This window comes from Ureibacillus aquaedulcis (genome assembly GCF_030418165.1).
Classification (GTDB): Bacteria; Bacillota; Bacilli; order Bacillales_A; family Planococcaceae; genus Ureibacillus; species Ureibacillus aquaedulcis.
Genome location: NZ_JAUHTQ010000008.1, coordinates 147,467 through 174,215, shown reverse-complemented (window position 1 = coordinate 174,215; position 26,749 = coordinate 147,467). Strand labels below are relative to the sequence as shown.

The following is a 26,749-nucleotide window of genomic DNA, read 5'->3' as shown; positions in this document are numbered from 1 at the left end:
AATTATCGAATTTGATTGTCCACTTAAAGTTCGATTTATACTATCCAGGACTCTCCACAAATAATTTAAAATATTCTTGAAATTATAAAAGTTTACTAGTCTTAGCAACCAAAGTTATGTCATAATAACAGGAACTATATATTTTTTATTACATCTGATGGAGGGATTGTTTTGTCGAATATCAAAACAGCAATCGTCGTCGGCGGAGGAATCGGAGGGCTCGTGACAGCTTTAAGACTTCAACGTGTTGGCGTGTTAGTGAAGGTGTTTGAAAGCGTCGATAACATAAAGGCGCTGGGGGTTGGCATCAATTTATTGCCCCATTCAGTGAAAGTGCTTACAGAGCTGGGGTTAACGGAAAAGCTTGAAAAAACAGGCTTGCCAACTGCAGAGCTCATGTATGTCAATAAATTTGGAAAGAAAATTTGGCAGGAAGAGCGCGGATTAAACGCCGGTTATAATTGGCCACAATATTCCATCCACCGCGGCGAGCTGCAAATGCTGCTGCTGAATGCCGTAAAAGAGCAGCTGGGTGAAGAATCAGTGCTTACGGGACACCACTTAACTAGCTTTGAAAATGAAGCGGACGGCGTCGTGGCACATTTTGAAAATAAAAAAACAGGCGAACATATCGGGTCCTATCGCGCGGATATCCTGATTGCAGCAGACGGCATCCATTCGGTTGTGCGCAAGCATTTCTATCCAAACGAAGGTCTGCCAAAATACAGCGGACGTATTTTATGGCGCGGCATCACGGAATCTGAACCGTATTTAACCGGCCGCTCAATGATCATGGCAGGATTCCAGGACCAAAAATTCGTTGCTTACCCAATCAGTCCAGAGCTGGCAAAAGAAGGACGTTCGCTTGTGAACTGGATTGCCGAACTTTCCATTGATGAAATGCCGGACCGCGCGGACTGGAACAAGGAAATTGATAAGGAAAAGTTTGCGCCTGCCTTTAAAAACTGGAATTTTGGCTGGTTGAATGTTCCGAAAATTATTGAGGAAGCAACAGCAGTCTATGAATTTCCGATGGTGGACCGCGACCCGCTGCCGCAATGGACGTTTGGCCGTGTGACATTACTGGGCGATGCAGCACATCCAATGTATCCAATTGGTTCAAATGGTGCGTCACAGGCAATCTTGGATGCGGATGCCCTTGGGCAAGTCATTGAAGGACAACAGGACGTGGAAACTGCCTTGAAAGAATACGAGGCTAAGCGACGTGAAGCTACCGCAAACATCGTATTGATGAATCGTCAAAATGGACCGGAGCAAGTGATGCAGATTGTTGAAGAGCGCGCTCCAAACGGCTTTGATAACCTGGACGACGTCATTTCATATGAAGAGCTTGCGGAAATTGCCAATAAATATAAGCAGGTAGCAGGTTTCGACCGCGAAACATTAAACAGCAAGGCAGGTAGTTCAGTATGATTGAACATATTGTGTTGATAAAGTTTTCACCCGCTACAACCCTGGAGCAAAAACAGGAATTGATCGCCAGAACGCTGCTGCTCAAGGAAAAAATTCCGGGTGTGATCGATATCCAGCAGGGCATCAATTTTTCCGAGCGAAGCAAAGGCTATGATGTCGGGTTAACGGTGCGTTTTGAAAATCGTGAGGCGCTGGAAAATTACCTCCCCCACCCTGAGCACCAGAAAGTCCTTTCTTTCTTGAAGGAGATTGGTGTTGAGGATTCAATTATCGTGGATTTTGAGATTTAATTTTTTTTACCCATTCACTTTAGCGCGTAGGCGCGTTGAAGCTTTTAAGCGCTAAAGTACCAATACTGTTAGGGGTGTCCAAAAATGAATGTTGTTCATGTTCACAAAATAATCGACCAAAGTCGCTTTCGTTTTTTCCATCTTTCCTTAATTTTTTGGTGCTTTTTCATCATCTTGATGGATGGCTATGATGTCGTCATCTATGGTTCGGTTGTACCTGCCCTGATGGAGGAATGGTCTCTTACGACGGTGGAGGCTGGCGTGATCGGAAGCTATTCGGCGGCCGGAACTGCAATCGGCGCCGTCCTTTTCGGTTTAATGGCCGATAAGATCGGACGAAAAAAGGTCATCCTGCTTTGTACAATCATGTTCAGTCTATTTACAGCGCTATCGACATTTGCAGGAGGTCCAATTTTGTTCACGATCATGCGCGTTATCGCAGGGCTTGGACTGGGCGGTGTAATGCCAAACGTTATTGCCCTATCAGCGGAATATGCACCGAAGAAAATCCGGGGCGCGATTGTATCGTTCATTTTCTGTGGATATTCCATCGGTGCAATTGCTGCTGCCATGTTCAGTAAATCGATTTTACCGGCAATGGGCTGGAAACCGATATTCTGGATTGCCGCGCTTCCACTATTGTTTCTTCCTTTCCTGGTGAAACAGCTTCCGGAATCGGCAAGCTTCCTATTGTCAAAAGGAAAAGAGGAAGAAGTACGAAAAATCATGAACCGCTTAACACCAGAAGAACCACTTGCTCCGAATGCGGTCTTTGCGAAACCAGCAGAAGCAGCAAAAGGTTCGCCATTGGCCATGCTGTTTAAAAACAAGCTGGCCCTCAGCACCATCATGTTCTGGATTTCTTGCTTCTCCTGCTTCGTGCTCATCTATGCCATGAACGTCTGGTTGCCGAAGCTGATGATTGAAGCAGGCTACAGCTTGGGCAACAGTCTCTTATTTGTCGTTGCTTTAAACGTCGGCGCAATCGTCGGAACGGTTATTTTTGGCCGATTGACGGATCACTGGGGCTTCAAGAAAGTCATGGTTCCGCTGTACTTCCTTGGCGCCATTGCCCTGTCTGCCATCGGGTTAACAAACAACACGATGATTGCGTATCTATTAATCGGCATTATCGGGGCGGCTTCTGTAGGGGTCCAAAATATCAGCAATGCCCTTGTATCGCAGTATTACCGGCCGGAAGTTCGTTCTACCGGTGTAGGCGCGGCCATGGCATTCGGACGCGTGGGCGGTATTTTTGCACCGACGTTTGTGGGGATTCTTTTGACGATGAATTTGTCTGCACAGATGAACTTCACACTCATCGGTTTGGCGGCACTGCTTGGAGGGATTGCAATCCTTTTTGTTCAGGAAAAGCATGCCTACTACCGCCAAGAGGAGTCTACGGAGGAAGAAACTCCTATTCGTACACAAATTGGCGAAATTAAGGATTCCCCTTCAATTTAATCGCAATTAAATAACAAGCCCCACCTGGATTTCCGGGCGGGGCTTGAATATTTGCGTGGGGACCTCTATGATGTTATTTCTATATTTTTGATATAGCTTTCGGCATCTTTCAGTAATTGCTTAAATAAATTTCGATTATTGGTATCGATATTTGCGCTTTTCCTAGCTTTTTTTAAAGAAAAGTCTTCATGGATAATAATACTTCTTAAATCAGCGAGCGTTTTCGTATTATTTTTAAAATTTACACGATGACCCAACTTTTCCTCCAAATCCAGAATGATATTGACTTCCGGCGTCTGCACATATTGATTATCATAAAAAGTATGATAAATATCTTTTAATAGCTGCTCAATAATGGCGTAAAGCTCGACGGTCAAGGACGCATATTTTCTGTCTTTGCGGACCTTATACAATCCTTTTAATTCTGCATCGTTCAACAGTTCTCCCCAATTGAACGAATCGGGCTCCTGAGAAGATTTCTTAACAATTTGTTTGTACTCTATTTCAACCAAATGAAGATTCGCAATCGCTTGATCCTTTAACCTTTTAATCTTGTCCTTTTTCCCCAAATAAACCACCCCTTCTATCACTCTGTTTCTACCTGTCGTCTCTTATTCCCCTAGATCTTCTAGTTGAACCCTCCCTGTTGCACCTATTCATTGAGCAAGAAAGTCACCGTTGACAAGTAGTAACTCTTTTCCCTAAATTCGATGATTTTAAAACCTCCTGGGATCGTGCAAGTTAAAATTCGTTGGCTGAACACGCTTTGCTACGGTTTGGAGCGGTTTCGCCTTTGAATGACCCTAATAGCAATTTCCATAAACAATAAAAACCTCTTTCGACATTAATGTCAAAAGAGGTTTGATTTCTATTTAGCGTATTCAACTGCACGTGTTTCACGGATGACCGTAACTTTGATATGGCCCGGATAATCGAGCTCTTCCTCGATTTTCTTGCGGATGTCCCTCGCCAGGCGATGGGAGGCAAGATCATCAATTTTCTCAGGTTGTACGATGATACGAATTTCACGACCTGCTTGAATCGCGAATGATTTCTCTACGCCGTCATAGCTTTCTGAAATCTCTTCCAGTTTTTCTAAACGACGGATATAGTTTTCAAGTGTTTCACTGCGCGCACCAGGTCTTGCTGCTGATAATGCATCGGCAGCTGCAACGATTACTGCAATGACAGACGTTGCTTCTGTGTCACCATGGTGGGAAGCGATACTGTTAATTACAACAGGATGCTCTTTGTATTTTGTTGCAAGCTCTACACCGATTTCTACGTGGCTGCCTTCAACTTCGTGGTCAATGGCTTTCCCGATATCATGAAGTAAGCCCGCGCGTCTTGCCAATGTCACATCTTCCCCTAACTCTGCTGCTAAAAGCCCGGATAGGTGAGCTACTTCGATTGAATGCTTCAATACGTTTTGGCCATAGCTTGTACGATACTTCATGCGGCCTAGGATTTTCATCAAGTCTGGATGTAAATTGTGAATGCCTACTTCGAACGTTGTTTGTTCACCTGTTTCTCGGATTTGCTCGTCCATTTCACGGCGTGATTTCTCCACCATTTCTTCAATACGAGCTGGGTGGATTCTTCCATCTTGTACTAATTTTTCTAGTGCAAGACGTGCAGTTTCGCGACGGATTGGATCAAAGCCAGAAAGGATTACTGCCTCTGGTGTATCATCGATAATTAAATCGATACCCGTCAGCGTTTCCAGTGTTCGAATGTTACGCCCTTCACGACCGATAATGCGGCCTTTCATTTCGTCATTCGGTAGGTTTACAACGGATACTGTTGTTTCAGCAACGTGATCTGCTGCAAAACGTTGTAGTGCAAGTGATAATATCTCACGAGCTTTTTTGTCAGATTCTTCTTTCGCACGTGTTTCTGCTTCTTTAGTCATCACAGCAATATCTGTTGAAAGTTCATTTTCAACTTCTTTCAGGATGATTCCTTTCGCTTCTTCGCGAGTTAGGGCAGCGATACGTTCAAGCTCTGACGTTTGTTCACGTACTAGCTCTTCCACTTTACTTTCCATCTGTTCAATATGCTGTTGTCTCTCAGTTAGAGCCTCTTCTTTTCGCTCTAAGCCTGATTCTCTCTTGTTCAGAGCATCATCCTTGCGATCAAGATTTTCTTCTCTTTGCAATAACCGGTTTTCTTGTTTCTGAAGCTCTGCCCGGCGTTCACGGATGTCTTTTTCTGCTTCAGTTCGAATTTTGTGAGTTTCATCTTTTGCTTCAAGTAGTGCTTCTTTTTTCATAGCTTCCGCTTCTCGCTTAGCTTCATCAATGATAAGCTCAGCTGAATTTTTCGCACCATTTACTTTTGATTCGTTCACTTTTTTCATATAGAAATAGATAACAACGCCACCGAAGATGAGTCCAAGCAAAGCGGAGATAATGTATTCCATCATTCGAACACCTCCTCTTGCTATATTCGTTTCATTTTCATCGGCCCATACATTGACTAAAGTTTTTCAATATACCAAATTCAAAGTGATTTGATAATCTATTGTTAACAAAACTTACGCTTTCAACATACTGCCTATTTCATTTCGAAATTTAGAAATTATACAATTTTAATTGTATAGCTCTAACCTAGTAATGTCAAGGTTTCCCACTAGATGTGTCTAAATTGTGTAAGCAGTTTCAATCAGCCAGCAATTATCTTATAAGTCTTTAGAATTAGTAGTCTTCTTATTGCGAGAGTCTAACGATTTACTAAATTTTCTAAAATACCAAATTAAAAAGATATTTCTAACTATTATTGGCAAAATTAATCAATTCTAATCAATTTAAGAGAAAATCCGTATAATAACGTGGAATTTGGGAATGAAGAAAGTAAGTTTTTTAGGGTGGGGTTTTTGTTATTGTGAACGATTCGGGGGACCGAGTTTGTTAAAATTGTGTTGGTGATGAGGTTTTGTATTTGAGGTTACTTTTGAATCTAACTGCTTTTTAGAGTATCTAGACACTTTCAGGAATATTCTAGCCACTTTTCTAAATAATCTAGCCACTTTCTCGAATATTCTAGCCACTTTTCCGGATAATCTCGCCACTTTCTTCGATAATCTAGCCACTTCAAATTTTATCCGCTCCCTGCCCGAGAAATCCGCCACATTTTGAATTTTATCCGCCCTTTTTTTAAGTTATCCGCCAACTTCTCCAATAAATCCGTCAAGTCCATTAGCGCTGCAAGTTTTTATTAGCAATCATAAATTTTTATCACTTTAATTCTACTCTCTCCTTCCTGCTTTTTCACACATTCTCAGCACATAGCAAAACCCGCCCCAACAAGTTGGGACGGGCGAGTATTCAAGAATCTTATTCTTCATCTAGTAATAAAGCTAGTTCTTTGTCCATTTCTTCTTCTTCGTCATGTGCGCCGATAGTGTAGGAGTTGGCTGTCATGCCGTAAGATTCACGGATTTGGTTGGATACTTTTTCGCGAATTTCCGGGTTTGCTTTAAGGAAGGCTTTTGCATTTTCTCTACCTTGTCCAATGCGTTCGCCATCGTAAGCGTACCATGAGCCGCTTTTTTGGATGATATCCAGTTCTGCACCGATGTCCACGATTTCTCCTTCTTTTGAAATCCCTTCACCGTACATGATGTCTACTTCTGCTGTACGGAATGGCGGTGCCACTTTGTTTTTCACGACTTTGATTTTTGTTTTGTTCCCGATCATCTCAGTGCCTTGCTTGATTGTTTCTGCGCGGCGTACTTCTAGACGAATTGATGCGTAGAATTTAAGGGCACGTCCACCAGTAGTTGTTTCAGGGTTACCGAACATAACACCGATTTTTTCACGTACTTGGTTGATGAAGATTGCTAGTGTATTAGATTTGTTGATGATACCTGATAGTTTACGTAATGCTTGAGACATTAGACGAGCTTGCAGACCCATGTGAGAGTCACCCATTTCGCCTTCGATTTCTGCTTTTGGTACTAGGGCTGCAACGGAGTCGATTACGATAATGTCAATCGCACCACTGCGCACTAATGCTTCAGCGATCTCTAATGCTTGCTCACCAGTGTCTGGCTGAGAAAGTAATAATTCATCAATGTTAACGCCTAATTTTTGTGCGTAGACAGGGTCTAATGCGTGCTCGGCATCGATAAATGCAGCTTGTCCGCCTTTAGCTTGGATTTCAGCGATAGCATGCAGGGCAACAGTAGTTTTACCTGATGATTCCGGACCGTAGATTTCCACGATACGTCCTCTTGGATAACCGCCAACACCTAATGCTGCATCGATTGCTAGTGAACCACTTGAAGAAGTCTCCATTTGGCGATCTGATTGTTCACCCAGCTTCATAACAGAGCCTTTACCGAATTGCTTTTCAATTTGCTTTAACGCCATATCTAAGGCAGCTTTACGATCATTACTCAAAATATTTCCTCCTTATATATATAAAACTAAATTCTCTTTTGTTCTATTTCTTATGTCTCTACTATACTTCTTTTTGAGACAAGTTTCAAGAAAAAAGCGAACATATTTTCGTTTTTGGGGCAAAATAAAAATTTGAGCTATTTTATGCAGCCCAAATTTCTAATTTTCAAACACGCATGTAAAGCCGCGCATTTAAACTAGCAACACTTCTTAAAAAAGTGATACTACTCTATTATATTATATCTTTTTGTATCCTCTATCAACAAGCAAGCGCATTAAATAGCTGCATGCAAATTTCACTGTACGAATACGGTTGGTATTGCGCATTCCCTGCAGCAACAGCTTGTGAGTGACTACCTGATCGCCAATGCTAAAACCAAGCCAGATTGTTCCCGGCACTTCCCCATCATGGGGATCTGGTCCTGCAGCGCCCGTCAAGCCAACCCCGATGTCCGTGCCAAACTTCTCCCGCACTTTACTGGCCATCGCACCGGCACACTCACTGCTTACAATTCCGGATTGGTCGAGCAGCGATTTTTCAATCCCCAAATGCTCTATTTTGGCTTCCGGCGTGTAGGTTACAACCCCGCCTATCAAGCTGCATCCCACACCTGGAATTTCGGCAAGCTCGGATTGGAAGAGCCCGGCTGTCAGGCTTTCTGCCGCCGAAATCGTTAAATTGTTATGCTTGAGCATTTCCACCAATTTCGATGCTAAGGAATCATCATTATAGCCGTAGTGGTACTCGCCTACGATGGCCAGAATTTCAGCTTCCTTCTCTTTAATGAGTGTCCAGGCTTCTTCAACATTCTGTGCCCCTGCCGTGATTCGAAGTGTCACTTCCCCATCACTGGCAAGTGGTGCAACGGTTGGATTCGTTTGTTTATCCAGTATGTCTTGCACACGATCTTCGAGCTCGGCTTCCCCGATCCCGTAAAAGCGCAACACATGGGACTGGATCACTCTACCGACATTCAAAAGTGCAGCAAGTTTCGGTTTTGCTTCAAATTGGAACATAGGCTCAAGCTCTTTTGGCGGCCCTGGGAGCAATATGTAGGTGCGTCCCTCTTTCTCCAAGAACATTCCAGGGGCCATGCCATGGTGGTTCGCCAGTACTTTGCTGCCCTCCAGAACGAGGGCCTGCTTCCGATTGTTTTCAGTCATACCGCGGCCACGTGCAGCAAAGAATTGTTCGATGAAAGATAATGCCACATCATCGAAAACTAGAGGCAAATCTAGATGCGCTGCAATGGTTTCTTTTGTAAGATCATCCTTTGTCGGTCCCAGGCCTCCAGAAAAGATAATCAGATCCGCACGGGATTCCGCAATTTCAATCGCACTTTTTAGGCGATTCGCATTATCTCCCACAACCGTATGAAAAAAAACATTGATGCCTAGCTCAGATAATTGCGTTGAGATAAATTTTGCATTTGTATTGGCAATTTGCCCAAGGAGTAACTCCGAGCCAACAGCAATGATTTCTGCATTCATGATGTTCCCTCCTTACTTAGAGTTTACAAAGACACGACGGTTTAGATAGAAATATTCCCATCCGGACCATACCGTAAAGATCAATGCGATATAAAGCGTAATCATATCAAATGGTATGTTGATTAGAGTGAAAATAGTATTGTGCAACAGAAGTGATGAGATGGCTACGATTTGTGCCCAAGTCTTGATTTTCCCCAGTTGGCTGGCGGCGACGATTTCACCCTCCCCTGCCAAAATCGCACGTAATCCCGTAACCGCGAATTCACGGCTCAAAATAATGATGATGATCCAGGATGGGGCCATGCCAAGCTCCACTAACACAATAAAAGCAGCCGCTACTAATAGCTTGTCTGCCAATGGATCAAGGAACTTCCCTAAGTTCGTGACAAGGTTGTATTTGCGGGCATAGTACCCGTCTACCCAGTCCGTACATGAAGCGATGATGAAGATTAACCCCGCCACAAAGTGATTGACCGGCATTTCTGCTCCCAGGAAATTCATATTTCCCCATCCAAAGTCAAATAGTATTACAATCACAAAGACTGGAATTAATAGTATTCTTGAGACTGTAATCTTATTCGGTATATTCATTTGCTAACACCTTTCATTCGAAATAAAGTGAAACATCTGGCGGAAGGCCCCTTCAAAATGAGGTGCCATCCCCCGAGCTTCTTCGATTATGTTGATAATTGCTGAAACTTGTGAAAAATAGCCATCTAAGCGATGACTATTCTCCCGGCTGTAATGTAATGATGATATTTTGTGTTGTAATTGTTTGAACAAATTGAAGTGGTTCATCGTTTATAAACACTTTTGTGTTGTTTGCGTTTCCTAGACGAATACGAGCGTAGGCATTTGCAGTAGCATCAAATTCCACTACCTCACCGGCTGTATAAACACGGGCCTCCACTTGCTCGCTTCCTTCTGCGTTACGGATACCCACCCATGTGTCACCCGAAACCTCGATACGCACATTCATCGTTTCTGTTCCGGATAATGTATACGAAGTTGTTTCGCCTTCCGGCACACCTTCAGAGATGGTTTGGGTCGGAGTCGGCTCTTCTTCCTCTTCTTCCACTACAGGCTCTTCTGTGTCCCCGGCTGCCGGCTCTTCTTCCTCTTCCAGAGCAGGATCAGTTGGCGGCGGCACTTGTTGTTCGTACTCCACTTCGGTTTCGTCTACTTCTTCTTCCGGTTGGTTGGATGCCATCTTCTGTTGGTATAAAAACCAAACTGCCACTAAAGTCACCACAATAAACAATCCAACAATGAATTTGGGCATCGTTTCCAGCATACGATTCGTCGAACGCGTGTTTAGCTTACGACGGGTCGGGCTTTGCGAAATCGATTGGGCAACTTCTTCTTTCGGTTGATTTGGAATTTCCTTCTTAAACTCATCCAGAATTTCATCTACCTCTAGTCCAACAGCTTCAGCATATTGTTTTATGAATGCTCGTACGTAGAAGGTACCGGGCATGATTGAATAATTTCCTTCTTCAATCGCAACCAAGTATCGTTTTTGTATTTTTGTAATCTCTTGAAGATCATCCAAACTATATCCTTTAGATAACCTCGCTTCTTTAAGGCGAGTTCCGAGTTCTGTCAACCATAACACCTACTTTTTTTAATCATTTCAACTCGGGGATTTTGTCGTCCACGATTTTAATATGGATGTAAAAGCAATTCATTTTAAAATGTGTGACTTTTCCAGGAGTTTAGGCCACAACTTTGTGGATCTGTCAACGTTTGTACAGTTAAAACCTAACATAGCTATTTTCAGTTTTGGAGCTTAAAAATTGAATCCATCACCAAAACCACCAAAATGGTCGTTTTGTGACATCATCTCATTTCTTTCTATGATTTCATAAGTAATCAATTCATCTGGGTGATGCCGCAGTTCGATAATATAGTCAAAATCCTCTATCTTATATTCAGAATGTTGAACAAAAAGGTCGGGATGCTCGACTACTTTGATTGCCGGAACACGCATCATTTCACGAACGAGCTGCTGATGCCGCTCATCCGTCGATCTGCGTGTTACTGCTCCATCAAGAATAAAAATATTATTCTCATTAAACTCATCCCCCATTAACTGGTGGCGAATCGTTTGCTTGATCATGGTTGATGATAAGAACAGCCATTTTTTATTGGCGCAAACACTGGCAGCTACAACGGATTCTGTTTTGCCTACACGCGGCATTCCACGGATTCCGATTAATTTATGCCCATCTTTTTTAAATAATTCTGCCATAAAATCAACGAGAATACCGAGTTCGTCTCTCACAAAGCGGAATGTATTTCTTTCATCCGCATCCCGTTCTATATAGTGGCCATGCCGTACAGCTAGACGGTCGCGTACTTTCGGTTCCCGGAACTTCGTCACATTAATATTTTCCATTGTTGAAACAATCGAAATAAAACGTCGAATGGATTCTTCCTTCTCTGTTTTTAATAGCATTCCCCGTCGTCCTTCATCTACTCCATTAATCGAAACAATGTTAACACGTAACATCCCCAGGAGTGATGCAATGTCACCTAATAAACCCGGACGATTCACTTGGATTTCATATTCAAAGTACCATTCGCCCATAAAAAACGTCCCCCTACTAACGAAACGAAAATTTTTCTTATAAGTTTCATCATAGCGGATTTTATATGTATTGAAAAGTTAGAAACAGTCGTTTTTCTTCCAAATTATTAAATTTTATCATCGAAGGGGTAAAAATTAACATACAGGAGAAATTCAATGTCAAATTTTGTAGAAAGTGTCAGCCTGAACGTTAAATGCATAAATGCATAAAGTCGTTTTCCCTTGATGCGAAAAGAGAAAGAAAAAGGAGGACAAGCCTCCTTAAAGAGTAGTTAGAAGATATGATGAAACGAAAGATTTTGTTCTATGATATAAGTTTTGAATGAAAGGAAGCAGCTCCTGTGCACAGCTCGTGCAAAGCAGCTACTTATATAAGCCTTATGGCATAAAGAGTGGATACTACTGCACGCGATGGCTTTGAACTAGTTTAATGATACAGTTGGCAAGAGCGTGTTTTTCTTCGCTGTCCGCAACTGCCCAAAGGTCTGCAAGTACGCGTTCTTGTTCGTTTTTAGGATCTACATTTTTAGCTAAATAATCACCGATCTGCACAGCTGATTTTTCAATCATTTTTTTAGACATACCGTGTTCTTTAGCTTCTGTGACTTGTTCACCTAAAAATGATGTCCATTTTTCCCAGTTTTCTAATAGCATATTTCTCTCCTCCTTTGCACAATTATTATGTGCAGGTTCGGATTTTATATGTACCATCCACCATTAATTCTGATAATTTGTCCAGTTACATAATTTGCTTGGCCGCTTAAATAAAAACTGGCAAGGTTTGCGACATCTTCTGCATTTCCAGCTCTGGCTAATGGAATTTCCTCATATAGGGCCAGTTTTTCCTCTTCATTTAAATGCTTGTTCATTGATGTATCAATCAAGCCTGGCGCTATGGCATTCACCAGGATATGATTGTAGGCTACTTCTTTGGCATAGGACTTTACAAATGCATGCTGTGCTCCCTTTACAGCACTATACACCGATTCAAAAGCGGCACCTGTTTCTCCCCAAATCGACCCGATAAATAGTACATGGCTCTTGTCATTATTTCGAAGTTTTGAAGAAAGGAGTGCAAGCAGTCTCATCGGATTCTGTACATGTACCTTCCACAGCCTGCTCATTTCATCCACCGGGGTATCCTCGATGAGTCCATAAAAGCTATGGCCCCCAGCAAAAACGATTGCCTTTAGGGAATAGATTTGCGGAGCTAAACGGTCTGCACCGTCCTCCTCTGCGAAATCTGCCTGAACCATGAGAAATTCCTGTTTTGGAAACTCATTTGTTAGCTGTGCCATTAAATGCTCTACGTTTGTACGACCTTTGTTAAAATGCAAATAGAGCGACCAACCATTAGATGCCAGTCGCTTTGCTATTGCATTACCTATCGCACCGGAAGCACCTACTACAAGTGCGAATTTTTTCATTTACTCTGCACGCTCACTTGAAGGCAAGACTTTGAATACCGTTTGCTGTGATTCCCCTTGGATTGTTTTCAAGGCTTCCACCACATCCTCAAGCGTCAATTTTTCAATTGCAGGAACGGCGTCAAATAAGTCCATTTCATTGAATTCATAACGCGTAAATTGGTTCGCAATGAATTCCATGGAGTTCAAGGCTCTTAGATAGAAACCGATTTTTTTGCGTTTCACGCGCTCTATGCCATCGGAAGTCAGTAAGCTTTCTGCATTATTGATGACTTCTTTAATCTTGTCGGCTAATTGATCAGGTTCACTGGAATCAGAACCGATTAAAGCAAAGCCGTAGCCTTTTTCCAAGGAGAAGTCATAAGCGAAGGATTCATCAATCAAGCCATTTTCATAGACATCCGTATAGAAATCCGATGCTCTTCCGTACAGGCATTCCAGCGCAATTTGAACAGACAGCTCATGCTTAAGCATTTCATCACCACTCAAGTCTGTTTGTTTCGCTTTTAGACCGACATATACTTTCGGTTTTTGGACGTCCATCTTCAGTTCACGTTCTTTGATCGCCACATCCGTAGGTTCCTCTTCAAAATGACGTTGGATTTGCGTCGGTTCAGGGAACTCTTTTTTGCTTTGATTGTCTTCGATAAACGCCATCATTTCTGTCGGGTCAATCGCACCAACAACAAACAATAACATATTCGATGGGTGATAGAACGTGTTATAGCACGTATATAAATGCTCCGCCGTAATTTTGTCGATTGACTCAATTGTTCCGGCGATGTCAATCTTTACTGGATGATTATGGTACATGTTTTCAATCGCACCGAAGTACAGGCGCCAATCTGCCTGGTCATCATACATCGTGATTTCCTGACCAATGATCCCTTTTTCCTTCTCCACTGTTTTTTCAGTGAAGTAAGGCTCTTGAACAAAGTTCAGTAAAGTCTCTGTACTTTTATAAATATGGTCTGTTGCAGAGAATAAGTACGCAGTACGTGTGAATGACGTAAAGGCGTTTGCAGATGCGCCGGCTTCACTAAACTGCTGGAATACATCGCCATCCTCTTTTTCAAACATTTTATGCTCCAGGAAGTGGGCAATCCCATCCGGTACCGTAATGGCTTCCGATTCTCCGATTGGTACAAAGGTACGGTCAATGGAGCCATATTTCGTCGTGAACGTTACGAAGGTTTTCGAAAACCCCTTTTTCGGCAAAATATAGACATCTAATCCATTTGGTAATTTTTTATAAAATAAAGTTTCATCTAGTTGTTTAAATTCAATCGTTTTCATGACGATTTAGGCCTCCTTCCCAGATAAGAAATAAATTGCTTCCAGCTGTACTTGAGAAGCCATTTTTTGCACGTCCTCTTTTGTTACCTGATCCCAACGTTCCTTCCAAGTATCCACGGAGAAAGTTTCATCCAGCTGCTTATACTGATCGAAAATCTCGATTTGCCCGCGTGCAAGATCAAGTGTTTCTTTCAGCTGGTTCACAAGCATGGCTTTTGTTTGAGAAAGTTCCAAATCCGTGATTTCACCATTTTTCATGGCTTCCAATTGCTCTTTAATTACGTCTGTTGCCTTCTTTTCATTGGAAGGCTCAATTCCCGACACAACATAAACCAAACCGTACTGGGAATTATAAGAGCTTGAAGCATAGTAAGCCAAGCTTTCTTTTTCCCGAACATTCATGAACAATTTAGAGTGGGCATAGCCGCCGAAGATACCATTGAAAATTTGCATCTTGGCATAATCTTCATCGCCAAAACGCACTGGTGTACTAAAGCCGATATGCAGCTTTCCTTGTTTCATTTCCTGCTGTTCTTTCGTATACTCTTTTTCCGGTTTTGATTCGTTCGTAACTGGCTCTGCTTTCTTAGGCGTACGGTCTTTAAATGGAAGAGCTTCAGTTAGCTTCTTTTGCACAGCTTCCACATCGATATCTCCTACCACATAGATATCGATGCGATCTTCGTTAATCATTGTCTCATAGGCTTTAGTTAACGATTCCGGCGTGATTGCCTTAACTGTATCAATCGTTCCGTTTGCCGAGATGGAAGCCGGGTGATTCGGACGAAGAATTTGTGTTAGACGGTGCTGTGCATAGCGTGTTTTCTCATCAAAAATGGACTGAATACGCTGGATGATCATTTCCTTTTCACGCTCAACAATTGATGGCACAAAAGTTCCATTTTCATAATTCGGTTCCAGAATTGCTGTATTAATAAGCTCCAGCACTTCATTAAATACTTTGTTTTGCTGTAGATATTGATCATTTACAGTCTCAACATTTAATAGAAGTGTATGCTCACTGCCGCGTTTCGACGCGTCAAAATAAAGAACCGTACCAAATAAATCATCCAGATAGCTTCTAAATTCGGCCGATTTTTTAAATTTCCCATTACTGTGCTGAAGAACATTTGACAATACTGCACGTTCTGCAGCTGTCTGCTGATCTAATGGGGCTCTAAATTTTATTGAAAAACTCACAGTTTTGAATTGTGTCGTTTGTCGAATATGCAGATTTACACCCTCTGCAATCTGTGTCGATAAAAACAAAAAAATTCCTCCGATCGTCATCAGTAATCTGCTCATGCACACTGATTGTTTATTAACTAGGTTTGTGGTCCCGCGAATCTTGTGGGACTTGAAAAAAGAGTGATAATACTACTATACATGTAGAATTGGTGATTATGCAAAAATAATCCAATTTGTTTCTAAACTACCTTATCCATTTATACATTTTGCCCTTGATTGTAGGTTTGATTCATGAAATTGGCGGGAGAAAGAATTTAATATTGATCGGGTCAGTAAACTTCCTGAAATTTGAAGTGGCTAGATTATTACGAAAAGCGGCTCAGACTTCGACAAAAAGTGGCTTGATTATTGCGAAAAGCGGCTAGATTTCGACAAAAAGTGGCTTGAGATTATCAGGAGCAGCACTCTCCCTACCTAAAAAGGAAGCAAAAAAACGCCTCCTCCACAACAGAGAAGACGTTTTTCATTAAAACTCATCACATGAAATTAACGTTTACCTTTAATATAAGGTACACCACTTGCTTTTGGAGCATTGGCTTTTCCGATGAATCCAGCCAAGGCCAGGATTGTTAAGACGTAAGGCAAGATTAATAGGAAGATATCTGGTACGTCTTGTACATATGGAATGGACCCACCCACAACACTTAGTGCCTGCGCGAAACCGAAGAATAGGGCTGCGCCTAGAGCACCTAGTGGATGCCATTTACCGAAGATCATCGCTGCAATGGCCATGAAGCCCTGCCCGCTGATTGTGGAAGCACCAAAGCTTCCGGAAATTGCTTGTGCGTAAATCGCACCACCGATAGCTCCCAGTGCTCCGGAAATCATAACCGCAACATATCGCATTTTCGTTACATTTACACCCATTGTATCGGCAGCCATTGGGTGTTCCCCTACTGATCTTAGTCGTAAGCCAAAAGGAGTTTTGTAGATTATATACCAAGCTATGAAGGCAACGGCTATCGCTAAAATAGAAGTTGCATATACGTCTACGAAGAACATTTTCCCGATGATCGGAATCTCGCTCAAACCAGGAATATCAAAACGTGAGAAACGTTCTGTAATCGAGTCTGTTTGCCCTTTATCATAAATCATTTTAACAACAAAGACTGCAACGGCAAGACCCAGCAGGTTTAGCGCAACCCCTGAAACAGTTTGGTCTGCTCGCAATGATACTGCTGCAACAGCCAGGATTAATGAAATCAGGATACCAAAGACCATTGCAACAAGCAATCCTATCCAAGGCGTTGCATTCCCTAATTGATCCGCAAATGTAAGGTTGAAAATAATACTGCTGGCTGCACCAACAATCATAATCCCTTCAAGACCAATGTTGACAACCCCTGATCTCTCAGTGAATACACCACCGATTGCCGTAAAGATTAATGGCGCTGCATAGAAGATGGCAGAAGGAATAATAAAATATAGCACTTCTAAAAAGCTCATGTTATTTTTCCTCCTTTCTCTTTTTACCGAAACGCTCAAGCGCCACGCGAATAATGTAACCTGAAGCTACGAAGAAGATAATCAGCGCAATAACGATCGAAACGATTTCGGTTGGAACGCCTGCTTCACTCGGCATATTTAAACCACCATTTTTTAATGCACCAAATAGAATTGCTCCTAAAAGAACTCCGAATGGCTGGTTGGCACCTAGCAGGGCAACGGCGATTCCGTCAAACCCGATACCTGTAGCGGCATGTAGTTTCGACATATTTTCAAATGTTCCTAGTGCTTCCATCGCACCACCGAGTCCGGCGAAAGACCCAGAAATAACCATGGCTAAAATAATGTTTTTATTTACATTCATCCCTGCGTATTCGGATGCGTTTTTATTAAACCCTACTGCTTTTAACTCATACCCAAGCGTAGTTCTTTGTAAGATGAACCACATGACGATTACTGCTAATAATGCAACGATGAATCCCCAATGCAGACGTGAGTAATCAGTCATGGATTCCAGGAGGTCAGAACGTAAAGATGCAGATTCGTGAATCTTTTCTGTACGTTCCTCGCCGCCGGAAATCACGCCGATTAATGCGTTTGCAACATGCAATGCTGTATAGTTCATCATAATTGTAACGATAACTTCGTGGACTTGAAGTTTTGCTTTCAGTAAACCAGGAATGAAGGCCCATAAAGCACCTGCTGATGCTGCAGCGATTAATGCTAAAGGTACGTGCACCACTGCCGGCAATTCGAAAGCTTGCCCAACCCAGGCAGCTGCCAGCCATCCCATGATCAGCTGACCTTCAACCCCGATGTTGAATAGTCCTGTACGGAATGCAAAGGCTACAGCCAAACCAGAAAATATATAAGGTGTAATTTGGCGGACCGTTTCACCCATTGTATAAGTATCCATAAAGATACCGTTCCATAGTGCCATATATCCATCTATCGGGTTAAAACCACTGATTGCCATTACGATCGCACCAATGATTAAACCTAATAGGATCGAGATAAGTGGAACGAGTATATTCACCATTCGTTTACTCATTGAGTACCACCTACCTTTTTATTATCTTGCAGTGATTGCCCAGCCATAAGCAATCCTAGTTCTTGCTCATTTGTTTCATGAGGATTTACTGTATCAATTATATAACCATCATAAATAACAGCAATCTGGTCCGAAACGTTCATTACTTCATCCAATTCAAAGGAAATTAATAAAACAGCTTTTCCTTTATCACGTTGTTCGATCAAACGTTTATGGATAAATTCAATTGCTCCAACATCAAGACCACGAGTTGGCAATGCCGCAATAAGCAAGTCCGGATTACGCTCTACTTCACGACCAATAATGGCTTTTTGCTGGTTACCACCTGATAGTGAACGGGCCAGGGACATTTCTCCCTCACCAGAACGTACATCATATTGCTCAATGATTTGACGAGCAAATTCATTTACTTTCTTATAATCAATCACACCGTTTTTGGAAATTGGTTTGTTATAGTACGTTTGCAATGCAATATTGTGACCGATTGGGAAATCCAGAACCAGTCCATGCTTATGACGGTCCTGAGGAATATGACCTACACCGGATTCGGTAATTTTCCTAGGTTTTAAGCCAGTAATTTCCTTGCCATTTAGTTTAATGTGACCGTTTTTGGCTTTGCGAAGTCCCGTGATTGCCTCGATCAGTTCGGATTGACCATTTCCATCAATCCCTGCAATCCCTACAATTTCACCCGCACGCACTGTCAGGTTAAGGTTTTTCACCTTATCAATTCCACGGTTATCTGCCACTGTCAGTGAATCGATCTGAAGAACTACTTCTTTTGGGTTAGCAGCAATTTTTTCAGTTTTGAACACAACTTGACGACCTACCATTAGCTCGGCAAGTTCTGTTGGATTCGTTTCTGCAGTAGTAACAGTCCCAATTCCTTTACCTTTGCGGATAACAGTTACTTGATCGGATACTTCCATAATTTCGTTTAGCTTATGCGTAATAAGAATAATTGATTTACCCTCTGCAATTAAGCGTTTCATAATCTGCATAAGCTCCGTAATCTCTTGTGGTGTCAACGAAGCGGTTGGTTCATCAAAAATAATAATGTCAGCACCACGATAAAGTGTTTTCAAAATTTCGACACGCTGCTGCATTCCAACAGAAATATCTTCTATTTTTGCGTATGGATCTACATTCAAGCCGTACTGTTCAGATAGTGCCTGTACTTTCTTTGAAGCGTCTTTGATGTTGATCGTTCCCATCTTCGTAGGTTCATTACCAAGAATGATGTTTTCAGTCACCGTAAAATTTTCAACTAACATAAAGTGTTGATGCACCATTCCGATGCCAAGCTTATTGGCTACATTCGGGTCAGTAATTTTTACATCTTTCCCACGAACACGGATTTTTCCGGCTTCAGGCTGATATAACCCAAACAGGACATTCATCAACGTAGATTTCCCTGCACCATTTTCACCGAGAAGTGCATGAATCTCGCCTTTTTTAAGTTGAAGGGTGATGTTATCATTGGCTACAAAATCCCCAAATTGCTTACGGATTCCAAGCATTTCAATTACATATTCCAATGTGTTCACTCCCTTGGATACTTTTTAATAGTGGAAAACATAAATTCGCCAAAAAGTGCAAATCTATGTTTCTTTCATCCTGATGTCCTTTTTACTAGATTGATATCAGTATGAAAAAGAGATTACTAGTGTTGTATATAAATTAACACAAGAAAGGTTTTAATTTAAGACAGTAATTTATGTAAAATACGTATAAATTCAAACCTTTCATCTATCAATTCAGTCATACCAAGGCTTTTTGCAAAAAGCGCTTTCACAAGTTTCTTTATTCTGAAAATTAACTTCGTAAATAAGCAAAGCAAATATGATTCGATTTCGAGATTTCCCTTACGTTTTAGGCAAAATTTTTTTATGAATATAAGTTTACTGAAGATTTAAACGAATACCTCTTTACAAAACATGAAGACTAGCATAGCTAGCCTTCATGATCAAATAAAGTGATTATTCTTCTGGTTGTTCTGGAACTGTGATTTCACCATCGATGATTTTTTGTTTGTACTCTTCAACAGTTGTTAAAGTCTCTTCAGAGATAGCACCACGAGAATCAGCAAGGTCAACTCCACCATCAGTTAAACCGTAAGTGATTACCTCACCACCAGGGAACTCACCGTCTTTAGCTAATTGAGCAACTTCTTTAGCTGCAACGTCTACTCGTTTTAATACAGATGTTAATACGATGTTAGTTGAATCATCAACTTGTCCTTCGTCATATTGGTCACGGTCAACTCCGATAACCCATACGTTAGCGTTAGGATCTTTTGCTTTACGTTCTTTTGCTTCCGTGAATAAACCGTTACCTACACCACCAGCTGCATGGAAGATAATGTCTACACCAGAATCATACATTCTTTTAGCGATTTGTTGACCTTTTGCAGCGTCAGTAAAGCTTTCTGCATATTCTACGTCAACTTCAATATCAGGGTTAACTGCTGCTACACCAGCTTCGAAACCAGCTTGGAATCCACCGATAATTTCTCCAGTTACACCACCAAGGAAACCGATTTTACCAGATTTTGTTTCTGTTGCTGCTGCTACACCAGCAAGGTAAGATGCTTCGTTTGCACGGAACATAATTGAAGCCACGTTATCTTTTTCAGCTACTACTTCATCGATAATTGCGATTTTTGCATCTTGTTGTTGATCAGCAACTTCCGCTACAGCATTGTGTAATGCAAAACCTACTGCAAATACTAAGTCGAAATCACGACGGATCAAGCTATTTAAATTTGTTACATAATCAGATTCTGCAGCTGATTGCAGGTAGTCGAAACCACCGTCGCCTTTTTCAAGACCGTTTTCTTCACCAAATGCCTGGATACCTTCCCAAGTAGATTGGTTGAATGATTTGTCGTCAACCCCACCTGTATCCGTAACCATTGCTACTGAGAAATCTGAAGTTTCTTCAGTATTGCCAGAATCTGTTTTTGTTGTTTCTTCTTTGTCTTCGCCTCCGCCACAAGCAGCAAGGATTGAACCGGCCGCAAAGATTGAAGCAAGAGCTAAACCAAATTTACGTTTTTTCATTTGTGTTACCCCCCAAAGATTTGTAATTAGCAGGAAATTAATTTCAGAAATGTTCTACACTCGTTTTCGAATTACATGGAAGCTGAATTTATCAGCCCTGAAGTAGTTCTTGGAATAAAGAACAACACGATCATTATCATCATAATGAAGTTGTTTTAATACGAGTAATGCTGTTTCCCGGCCACAATTCAAGATGGGCGATACTTGTTCATGATAGCCTATTGGATCTATGTAAGTGACTGCATAGGCAACATGGATATCACCTGCTTGTTCAAGCGCCGAGAAAATGGATACTTCCCTGTTTTGAACATAATCAGCTGGAAGATGTTTGGCTAGTACTTTATCTAGACAATAAACAACTGGCTCCCCATCAGCAGTTCTAACACGTTCAATTGTTAATACCTGGTCATCCTTGTCACATTGAAAGCGTTCTATATCATCATCTGAAGGAGTACATTCGGTGGCATCAATGAAGACGGTCCCCGGTGTCATTCCAGCATTTTCAATCATGGAGGAAATGCTTGATAAATGTTCAATTCCTGATGTAAACACAGGTTTTGGATTCACAAACGTTCCTACACCATGACGCCTGACGATGATATTTTCCTCTTCCAATAGCCGAAGCGCCTCACGCAGAGTTGCTCGACTTATACCAAGTTTTTTCGATAATTCGAATTCCGATGGCAACTTTTCATTTTCACGATAGATACCATTTTCAATATCCGCCTTTAATCGATCAATAACTTGGAGATATAAATGACGATGATCTGTTTTTATCGACAATTTCATCACCACCATACAACGCAAGATCAGACATCTGATGTTGAACTTTCCTACTAATCGATTCATAATATACCATTTTTCTCGAATAATGAAAATAGTAAAAATAAAAAACTGTTGTGTAATAGGTAACAAGATGTAGAAAAACTATCACATATTGATGTATTTTACAACTTTACCCATCATTCTGCATTCGCCTTATCCAATAGCACTTGTCTTGGTCGGCTTCCATCCGGTGGACCGACTACCCCCCTGACTTCCATTTGATCAACGATACGGGCAGCTCTGGAATAGCCAATTCTAAAGCGTCTTTGGAGCATCGATACGGATGCGGTCTGCATTTCGACTACAAGCTGGACAGCCTCATCATAGAGATCGTCCGTTTCCTCTTCAAAGGATTTTTCCGGTTCATCCGTCGGAATCATCGTTTCGTCATATTGGGCTTTTTGTTGTTCTATAACAAAGTCCACTACCTCTTCTACTTCTTCATCTGATAGGAATGATCCTTGAACCCGCACCGGTTTGGACGAGCCAGCCGGCAAGAATAACATATCCCCTCTTCCAAGCAGCCTTTCAGCACCGCCCATATCCAGTATTGTGCGCGAATCGATTGCAGATGAGACTGCAAAAGCGATACGGGAAGGGATATTGGCTTTAATGACACCCGTAATAACATCCACGGATGGACGTTGAGTGGCAATGATTAAATGAATTCCGGCAGCACGGGCCATTTGTGCCAAACGCGTGATTGAATCCTCGACATCATGGGAGGCAACCATCATAAGATCGGCCAACTCATCGATTATCACGACAATATATGGAAGTTTTGGTTGCTTTTCTTGATTTTGCAAATTGTGCTTATCAATGTGATCGTTATATCCTTTAATATTTCTAGTACCGGTATGAGAAAATAAATCATATCGTCGTTCCATTTCCGATACGACTTTTTGCAGTGCCTGGGATGCCTTTCGTGCATCTGTCACAACGGGTGCCAGCAAATGCGGAATCCCATTATAGACGTTTAGTTCAACCATCTTCGGATCGATTAGCATCATTTTCACTTCATGCGGTGCAGCCCGCATTAAAATAGAAATGATAATTCCATTGATACATACCGATTTACCACTACCTGTCGAACCTGCCACAAGCAAGTGAGGCATTTTATTCAACTCGGCCAAGATGGCTTGTCCCGTAATATCCCGACCGAAGCCAATCAATAATTTTGAATCCGGTTTATTATTTTCTTTTGCTTCAAGAACCTCGCGCAATGTCACCATCGCAATTTCGCTATTCGGCACTTCAATCCCGATGGCAGATTTCCCCGGAATCGGCGCCTCCATCCGAATATCCTTGGCCGCAAGTGCTAATGCCAAGTCATCTGTTAAACTGACAATCTTGCTTACTTTTACTCCTACATCCGGCATTACCTCATATTTGGTTACAGCAGGGCCAAGATGCACTTGTGTCACTTTCGCCTTCACCCCGAAACTTAAGAAGGTCTGCTCCAACTTTTTGGCATTTGCCTGGATGACCGAATATTCCCCACTTTGGTCATAAGCTGGAGGCAATAGTAACAAATCCATGGTAGGTAGTCGATAATCAACATTTTCAATATTTGTTTCCACGGCTTTTTGAATCACTTCGTCGATATTCGATTTATCTTCAATTTCCGGCTCTTCTTCTTTAATGGTAATTTGGGCAGGTGCCGGCTGTGTATGCTGAATATGCTGTGTAAAGGCAGAGATGATCGGTTCTTCATCGAAATCATCCTCTTCTTCATCGATGAGTTGTTCAATCACCGGCTCGGGTTGACGTTTCCTTTTTTGTTTTTTCCCGCGTGCCGGTTCTGCAGAGGTTGCTGCAATTTCATCCGAAACCCCCTCATTCTTTGAGCGTGAGCGTTTTGGTTTCTTTTCATCTTTGACAACAGGCTTTGCTCTTCGCTTTTTTCGGGGAAATTTCTTTTTCCATTTCGGTGCATTTTCGACCAAAATGGGTACAAGTGCTTTACCGGTAATCAAAATCATGCCGGTGAAGAAAAGAAACCATGCGGCAATTTTCGCACCCGTGGAATCAAACAAAATATGGAACATACTGAAAAGCAAGGCGCCGATCATCCCGCCGCCTATGGCATTGCTGCGATTCTGGATTCCTTCCATATCGATTAATAGACGCCAAGTTTCGCGGATAACGGAGTCCGTTAATAATTTGTCGCTATTATGCAATTCCTCAAAAAGCACACTGTGGCTAAAAATCGCCAAACTGCACACAATTAAAATCGAACCTTGCACAATACGGTCCGTAAACTTGATTCCTTCTCTATTGATCATTAGCAAGACGGCAATCAGTACCGAAAAAAATGGCACCACAATGTGAAGATTGCCAAACAAAAACATCGAAACGGTTTGTATCGTTCTCCCGACCACCCCATATTCAAAGAAGATGATAATGGCAAAACCTATTAATAATAAACCGATAATTTCATATGCTAATGGATGTAGTCCCTTTTTGGCTTTCGTCTTTCTTTCTGCCACCTGAATTCACCTCTTCTTTATAACTTTTGTTGAAGACAAAAAGGATTTCCTCGACCAGAAACGGTTAAGAAAATCCTTTTGTTGCGACGGTTCCTCACATCCGAAAAAGGAAGAACGTATTTTATTGTCTACAACGCACCTAATCTTTCGCTTAATATTCCATGATAATTGGGATAATCATTGGGCGGCGCTTTGTTTTTTGGAATAAGTAAGCATTTAGTGTATCACGGATTTCTTGTTTAATGTTTGTCCATTCAAATGTATCTTTGTTAACATACTTTTCAATAACAGTTCGTGCAAGTTCAGTAGCTTCTAGGATTAACTCTTCTGACTCACGCACATAAACAAATCCGCGCGATAAAATTTCCGGACCGGAGGCAATTCTTTTTTGTGCACGGTTTAGTGTCACGACAACGATGAAAATGCCATCTTGGGATAATAATTTACGATCTCTCAAGACGATGTTCCCTACATCACCTACACCAATTCCGTCAATCAGGACATTGCCTGCTTGTACACGGCCGCTCATCCTCATTTTACCATTTTTGTATTCAACGATATCCCCTTTGTCGGCGATAAAGATCTGCGATTTTTTCATCCCAACTTGTTGTGCCAGTTTGGAATGGGCAATTAACATTCTGTACTCGCCCTGGATCGGGATAAAATATTTTGGTTTCATTAAGTTCAGCATCATTTTTAAATCTTCTTGGCTGCCATGACCTGAAACGTGAATTTTCTTATCGGCCGCCAGAACATTTGCCCCTGCTTTCGCAAGATTGTTCATGGCTGTTCCCATTTGAACTTCCATCCCTGGAGATGGCGTAAACGTAATCAATACTGTATCCGTGTCTTTTATGCGGATATCACGGTGCTGCTTTCGGACAATTTTATCGATCGCCTCAAGTGGTTCACCTTGATTGCTCGTCACCAGGATAATGAGTTCCTCATCCGGATACTTCTGAATTGTGTTGACCGGGATAAGTGTTGTTTCATCCACCGTTAAATAGCCAAGATTTAAACCGATGTCGATTACTTTTTCCAGGCTCTTCCCAACAACAGCCACTTTTCGGCCAGATTCCTGGGCATGGTTGAATACTTGCTGAATGCGAATGAAATTCGATGCATACACAGCCACAAGGATACGGGCAGGTGCAGCATGGAAGTATTTCGCCAGTTTTTCTTCAATCACGACTTCACTTGTTGTATGGCCAGGACGCTCTGCTTCCGTTGACTCGGAAAGCAGCATAAATACGCCTTCTTCACCCAACTGCGCCATTTTCGCAATATCCGGTTTAAACTTGCCCTTTGCCGACTGGTCAAATTTAAATTCCCCCGTATGCACGATCGCCCCTTCCGAAGTATGGAAAACAACTCCCAATGAATCCGGAATGCTATGTGTCGTATGGAAGAATGTTACATACGTCGTATTAAAGTTCATGCGGCTTTTATTTGTTACTTCAAAAAACTTCACGGGTTGTGAAACTTGTAGATCTTTCAGGTGTTCCTTCGCTAAAGCCACCGTCAGTTTTGAACCATAAACCGGTGCTTTAATCTTTTGCAATACATACGCAATCGAACCAATTGCATCTTCATGTCCATGTGTCAGGAATATCCCTTTCACACGCTCTTTGTTCTCTTCCAGGTATGTAATGTCAGGGATGACAATATCAATTCCAAGCATTTCATCTTCGGGGAACATTAATCCACTGTCCACAATGAAAAGTTCGTCATCGATTTCAATTACATACATCGATTTTCCGATTTCTCCAACTCCGCCAAGAGGGATTACTCGGATTACTTCGTTTTTAGTCTTTGTCACTTGATTTCCTCCTATAATATCCCGAACGCAACCACTTATACCCCATTATACGGTGTCGTTGGTGGAAGCACAAATAAAAAAGCGAAATTTTTACAAAGTATGGCGGTTCGGGGTGGATTGGGGGATTTTGGGTGTGGGGGATGGATGAGTTAGGTTCTTGAGGTAGTGGCGGTAGGAGTAGGAGGTAGAGTAATCAAAAATTTTTAGTTAAGTACGAACTTGTTTAGTCTTATCAAACGCAGCTTGGGCTTCTTTTTCCCTCAGAACGCGTTTCATCCTCCTTATCAAACGCATCTTGCACTTCTTTTTCTCTCAGAACGCTTTTGACTCCACTTATCAAACGCATCTCACTCTTCTTTTTCCTTCAGAACGCGTTTCATCCCTCTTATCAAACGCATCTCACTCTTCTTTTTG

Annotated in this window: 21 protein-coding genes; 3 read left to right on the top strand and 18 right to left on the bottom strand. The window is 41.8% G+C overall.

Going from position 1 to position 26,749, the window contains the following annotated elements; translation table 11 throughout:
• The first annotated feature begins 171 nt into the window (after positions 1 to 171).
• The 3 genes from QYB95_RS12290 to QYB95_RS12280 all read left to right on the top strand — a co-directional run bounded on the left by QYB95_RS12290 (position 172) and on the right by QYB95_RS12280 (position 3,188).
• Positions 172 to 1,434 carry a flavin-dependent oxidoreductase gene (locus QYB95_RS12290; RefSeq protein ID WP_301138622.1) on the top strand — a complete coding sequence of 421 codons (1,263 nt, stop codon included), beginning with the start codon at positions 172 to 174 and terminating at the stop codon, positions 1,432 to 1,434.
• Positions 1,431 to 1,724, top strand: coding sequence for a Dabb family protein (locus QYB95_RS12285; RefSeq protein ID WP_301138621.1), 294 nt, complete (start codon positions 1,431 to 1,433; stop codon positions 1,722 to 1,724). The genes QYB95_RS12290 and QYB95_RS12285 overlap by 4 nt, the downstream gene beginning before the upstream one ends.
• Before the next feature lie 84 nt (positions 1,725 to 1,808).
• A complete protein-coding gene (locus tag QYB95_RS12280) occupies positions 1,809 to 3,188 on the top strand; it encodes an MFS transporter (RefSeq protein WP_301138620.1) in 1,380 nt (459 codons plus the stop codon).
• 65 nt (positions 3,189 to 3,253) lie between these two features.
• Here the strand turns inward: QYB95_RS12280 and QYB95_RS12275 are convergent, their stop codons facing one another.
• The 18 genes from QYB95_RS12275 to QYB95_RS12190 form a co-directional block, all read right to left on the bottom strand.
• Positions 3,254 to 3,757 (bottom strand): nucleoside-diphosphate sugar epimerase, encoded by a 504-nt coding sequence (locus QYB95_RS12275; RefSeq protein WP_301138619.1) that lies wholly within the window; start codon positions 3,755 to 3,757, stop codon positions 3,254 to 3,256.
• 299 nt (positions 3,758 to 4,056) lie between these two features.
• Positions 4,057 to 5,610, bottom strand: coding sequence for a ribonuclease Y (rny, locus tag QYB95_RS12270; protein ID WP_301138630.1), 1,554 nt, complete (start codon positions 5,608 to 5,610; stop codon positions 4,057 to 4,059).
• Positions 5,611 to 6,523: 913 nt separating this feature from the next.
• Positions 6,524 to 7,591 (bottom strand): recombinase RecA, encoded by a 1,068-nt coding sequence (gene recA, locus QYB95_RS12265; protein WP_301138618.1) that lies wholly within the window; start codon positions 7,589 to 7,591, stop codon positions 6,524 to 6,526.
• Positions 7,592 to 7,828: 237 nt separating this feature from the next.
• Complete coding sequence (locus QYB95_RS12260) at positions 7,829 to 9,082, bottom strand: competence/damage-inducible protein A (RefSeq protein WP_301138617.1); 1,254 nt, start codon at positions 9,080 to 9,082, stop codon at positions 7,829 to 7,831.
• A gap of 12 nt (positions 9,083 to 9,094) precedes the next feature.
• Positions 9,095 to 9,673 carry a CDP-diacylglycerol--glycerol-3-phosphate 3-phosphatidyltransferase gene (gene pgsA, locus QYB95_RS12255; RefSeq protein ID WP_301138616.1) on the bottom strand — a complete coding sequence of 193 codons (579 nt, stop codon included), beginning with the start codon at positions 9,671 to 9,673 and terminating at the stop codon, positions 9,095 to 9,097.
• A 136-nt stretch (positions 9,674 to 9,809) separates the two neighbouring features.
• Positions 9,810 to 10,697: a helix-turn-helix domain-containing protein gene (locus tag QYB95_RS12250; RefSeq protein ID WP_345783718.1), complete on the bottom strand. Its 888-nt coding sequence runs from the start codon at positions 10,695 to 10,697 to the stop codon at positions 9,810 to 9,812.
• Between the two features lie 174 nt (positions 10,698 to 10,871).
• Positions 10,872 to 11,672 carry a DUF3388 domain-containing protein gene (locus QYB95_RS12245; protein ID WP_301138614.1) on the bottom strand — a complete coding sequence of 267 codons (801 nt, stop codon included), beginning with the start codon at positions 11,670 to 11,672 and terminating at the stop codon, positions 10,872 to 10,874.
• 399 nt (positions 11,673 to 12,071) lie between these two features.
• The gene (locus QYB95_RS12240) at positions 12,072 to 12,326 is read right to left on the bottom strand and encodes a DUF3243 domain-containing protein (protein ID WP_301138613.1); all 255 of its coding nucleotides are present in this window, start codon (positions 12,324 to 12,326) and stop codon (positions 12,072 to 12,074) included.
• A gap of 44 nt (positions 12,327 to 12,370) precedes the next feature.
• Positions 12,371 to 13,099, bottom strand: coding sequence for an elongation factor P 5-aminopentanone reductase (gene ymfI / locus QYB95_RS12235; RefSeq protein WP_301138612.1), 729 nt, complete (start codon positions 13,097 to 13,099; stop codon positions 12,371 to 12,373).
• Entirely contained in the window at positions 13,100 to 14,395 is a 1,296-nt protein-coding gene (gene yfmH, locus QYB95_RS12230) for an EF-P 5-aminopentanol modification-associated protein YfmH (RefSeq protein ID WP_301138611.1), read from the bottom strand.
• 6 nt (positions 14,396 to 14,401) lie between these two features.
• Complete coding sequence (gene yfmF, locus QYB95_RS12225; protein ID WP_301138610.1) at positions 14,402 to 15,664, bottom strand: EF-P 5-aminopentanol modification-associated protein YfmF; 1,263 nt, start codon at positions 15,662 to 15,664, stop codon at positions 14,402 to 14,404.
• A gap of 465 nt (positions 15,665 to 16,129) precedes the next feature.
• Entirely contained in the window at positions 16,130 to 17,089 is a 960-nt protein-coding gene (locus QYB95_RS12220) for an ABC transporter permease (RefSeq protein WP_301138609.1), read from the bottom strand.
• A 1-nt stretch (position 17,090) separates the two neighbouring features.
• Positions 17,091 to 18,140 (bottom strand): ABC transporter permease, encoded by a 1,050-nt coding sequence (locus QYB95_RS12215; RefSeq protein WP_301138608.1) that lies wholly within the window; start codon positions 18,138 to 18,140, stop codon positions 17,091 to 17,093.
• Positions 18,137 to 19,678 (bottom strand): ABC transporter ATP-binding protein, encoded by a 1,542-nt coding sequence (locus QYB95_RS12210; RefSeq protein ID WP_301138607.1) that lies wholly within the window; start codon positions 19,676 to 19,678, stop codon positions 18,137 to 18,139. Before QYB95_RS12210 ends, QYB95_RS12215 begins: the two co-directional genes overlap by 4 nt.
• A gap of 441 nt (positions 19,679 to 20,119) precedes the next feature.
• Positions 20,120 to 21,202 carry a BMP family lipoprotein gene (locus tag QYB95_RS12205; protein WP_301138606.1) on the bottom strand — a complete coding sequence of 361 codons (1,083 nt, stop codon included), beginning with the start codon at positions 21,200 to 21,202 and terminating at the stop codon, positions 20,120 to 20,122.
• Between the two features lie 54 nt (positions 21,203 to 21,256).
• Positions 21,257 to 21,985 carry a GntR family transcriptional regulator gene (locus QYB95_RS12200; protein WP_301138605.1) on the bottom strand — a complete coding sequence of 243 codons (729 nt, stop codon included), beginning with the start codon at positions 21,983 to 21,985 and terminating at the stop codon, positions 21,257 to 21,259.
• 179 nt (positions 21,986 to 22,164) lie between these two features.
• Positions 22,165 to 24,516 carry an FtsK/SpoIIIE family DNA translocase gene (locus QYB95_RS12195; protein WP_301138604.1) on the bottom strand — a complete coding sequence of 784 codons (2,352 nt, stop codon included), beginning with the start codon at positions 24,514 to 24,516 and terminating at the stop codon, positions 22,165 to 22,167.
• 151 nt (positions 24,517 to 24,667) lie between these two features.
• Positions 24,668 to 26,335, bottom strand: coding sequence for a ribonuclease J (locus QYB95_RS12190; protein WP_301138603.1), 1,668 nt, complete (start codon positions 26,333 to 26,335; stop codon positions 24,668 to 24,670).
• Positions 26,336 to 26,749 lie beyond the last annotated feature (414 nt).

Excerpts from the sequence above, each read along its gene's own strand:
- QYB95_RS12285 (WP_301138621.1), top strand. The coding sequence starts at position 1,431 with ATGATTGAACATATTGTGTTGATAAAGTTTTCACCCGCTACAACCCTG.
- QYB95_RS12280 (WP_301138620.1), top strand. The coding sequence starts at position 1,809 with ATGAATGTTGTTCATGTTCACAAAATAATCGACCAAAGTCGCTTTCGT.
- rny (WP_301138630.1), bottom strand. The coding sequence starts at position 5,610 with ATGGAATACATTATCTCCGCTTTGCTTGGACTCATCTTCGGTGGCGTT.
- QYB95_RS12260 (WP_301138617.1), bottom strand. The coding sequence starts at position 9,082 with ATGAATGCAGAAATCATTGCTGTTGGCTCGGAGTTACTCCTTGGGCAA.
- pgsA (WP_301138616.1), bottom strand. The coding sequence starts at position 9,673 with ATGAATATACCGAATAAGATTACAGTCTCAAGAATACTATTAATTCCA.
- QYB95_RS12245 (WP_301138614.1), bottom strand. The coding sequence starts at position 11,672 with ATGGGCGAATGGTACTTTGAATATGAAATCCAAGTGAATCGTCCGGGT.
- QYB95_RS12240 (WP_301138613.1), bottom strand. The coding sequence starts at position 12,326 with ATGCTATTAGAAAACTGGGAAAAATGGACATCATTTTTAGGTGAACAA.
- ymfI (WP_301138612.1), bottom strand. The coding sequence starts at position 13,099 with ATGAAAAAATTCGCACTTGTAGTAGGTGCTTCCGGTGCGATAGGTAAT.
- yfmH (WP_301138611.1), bottom strand. The coding sequence starts at position 14,395 with ATGAAAACGATTGAATTTAAACAACTAGATGAAACTTTATTTTATAAA.
- QYB95_RS12220 (WP_301138609.1), bottom strand. The coding sequence starts at position 17,089 with ATGAGCTTTTTAGAAGTGCTATATTTTATTATTCCTTCTGCCATCTTC.
- QYB95_RS12215 (WP_301138608.1), bottom strand. The coding sequence starts at position 18,140 with ATGAGTAAACGAATGGTGAATATACTCGTTCCACTTATCTCGATCCTA.
- QYB95_RS12205 (WP_301138606.1), bottom strand. The coding sequence starts at position 21,202 with ATGAAAAAACGTAAATTTGGTTTAGCTCTTGCTTCAATCTTTGCGGCC.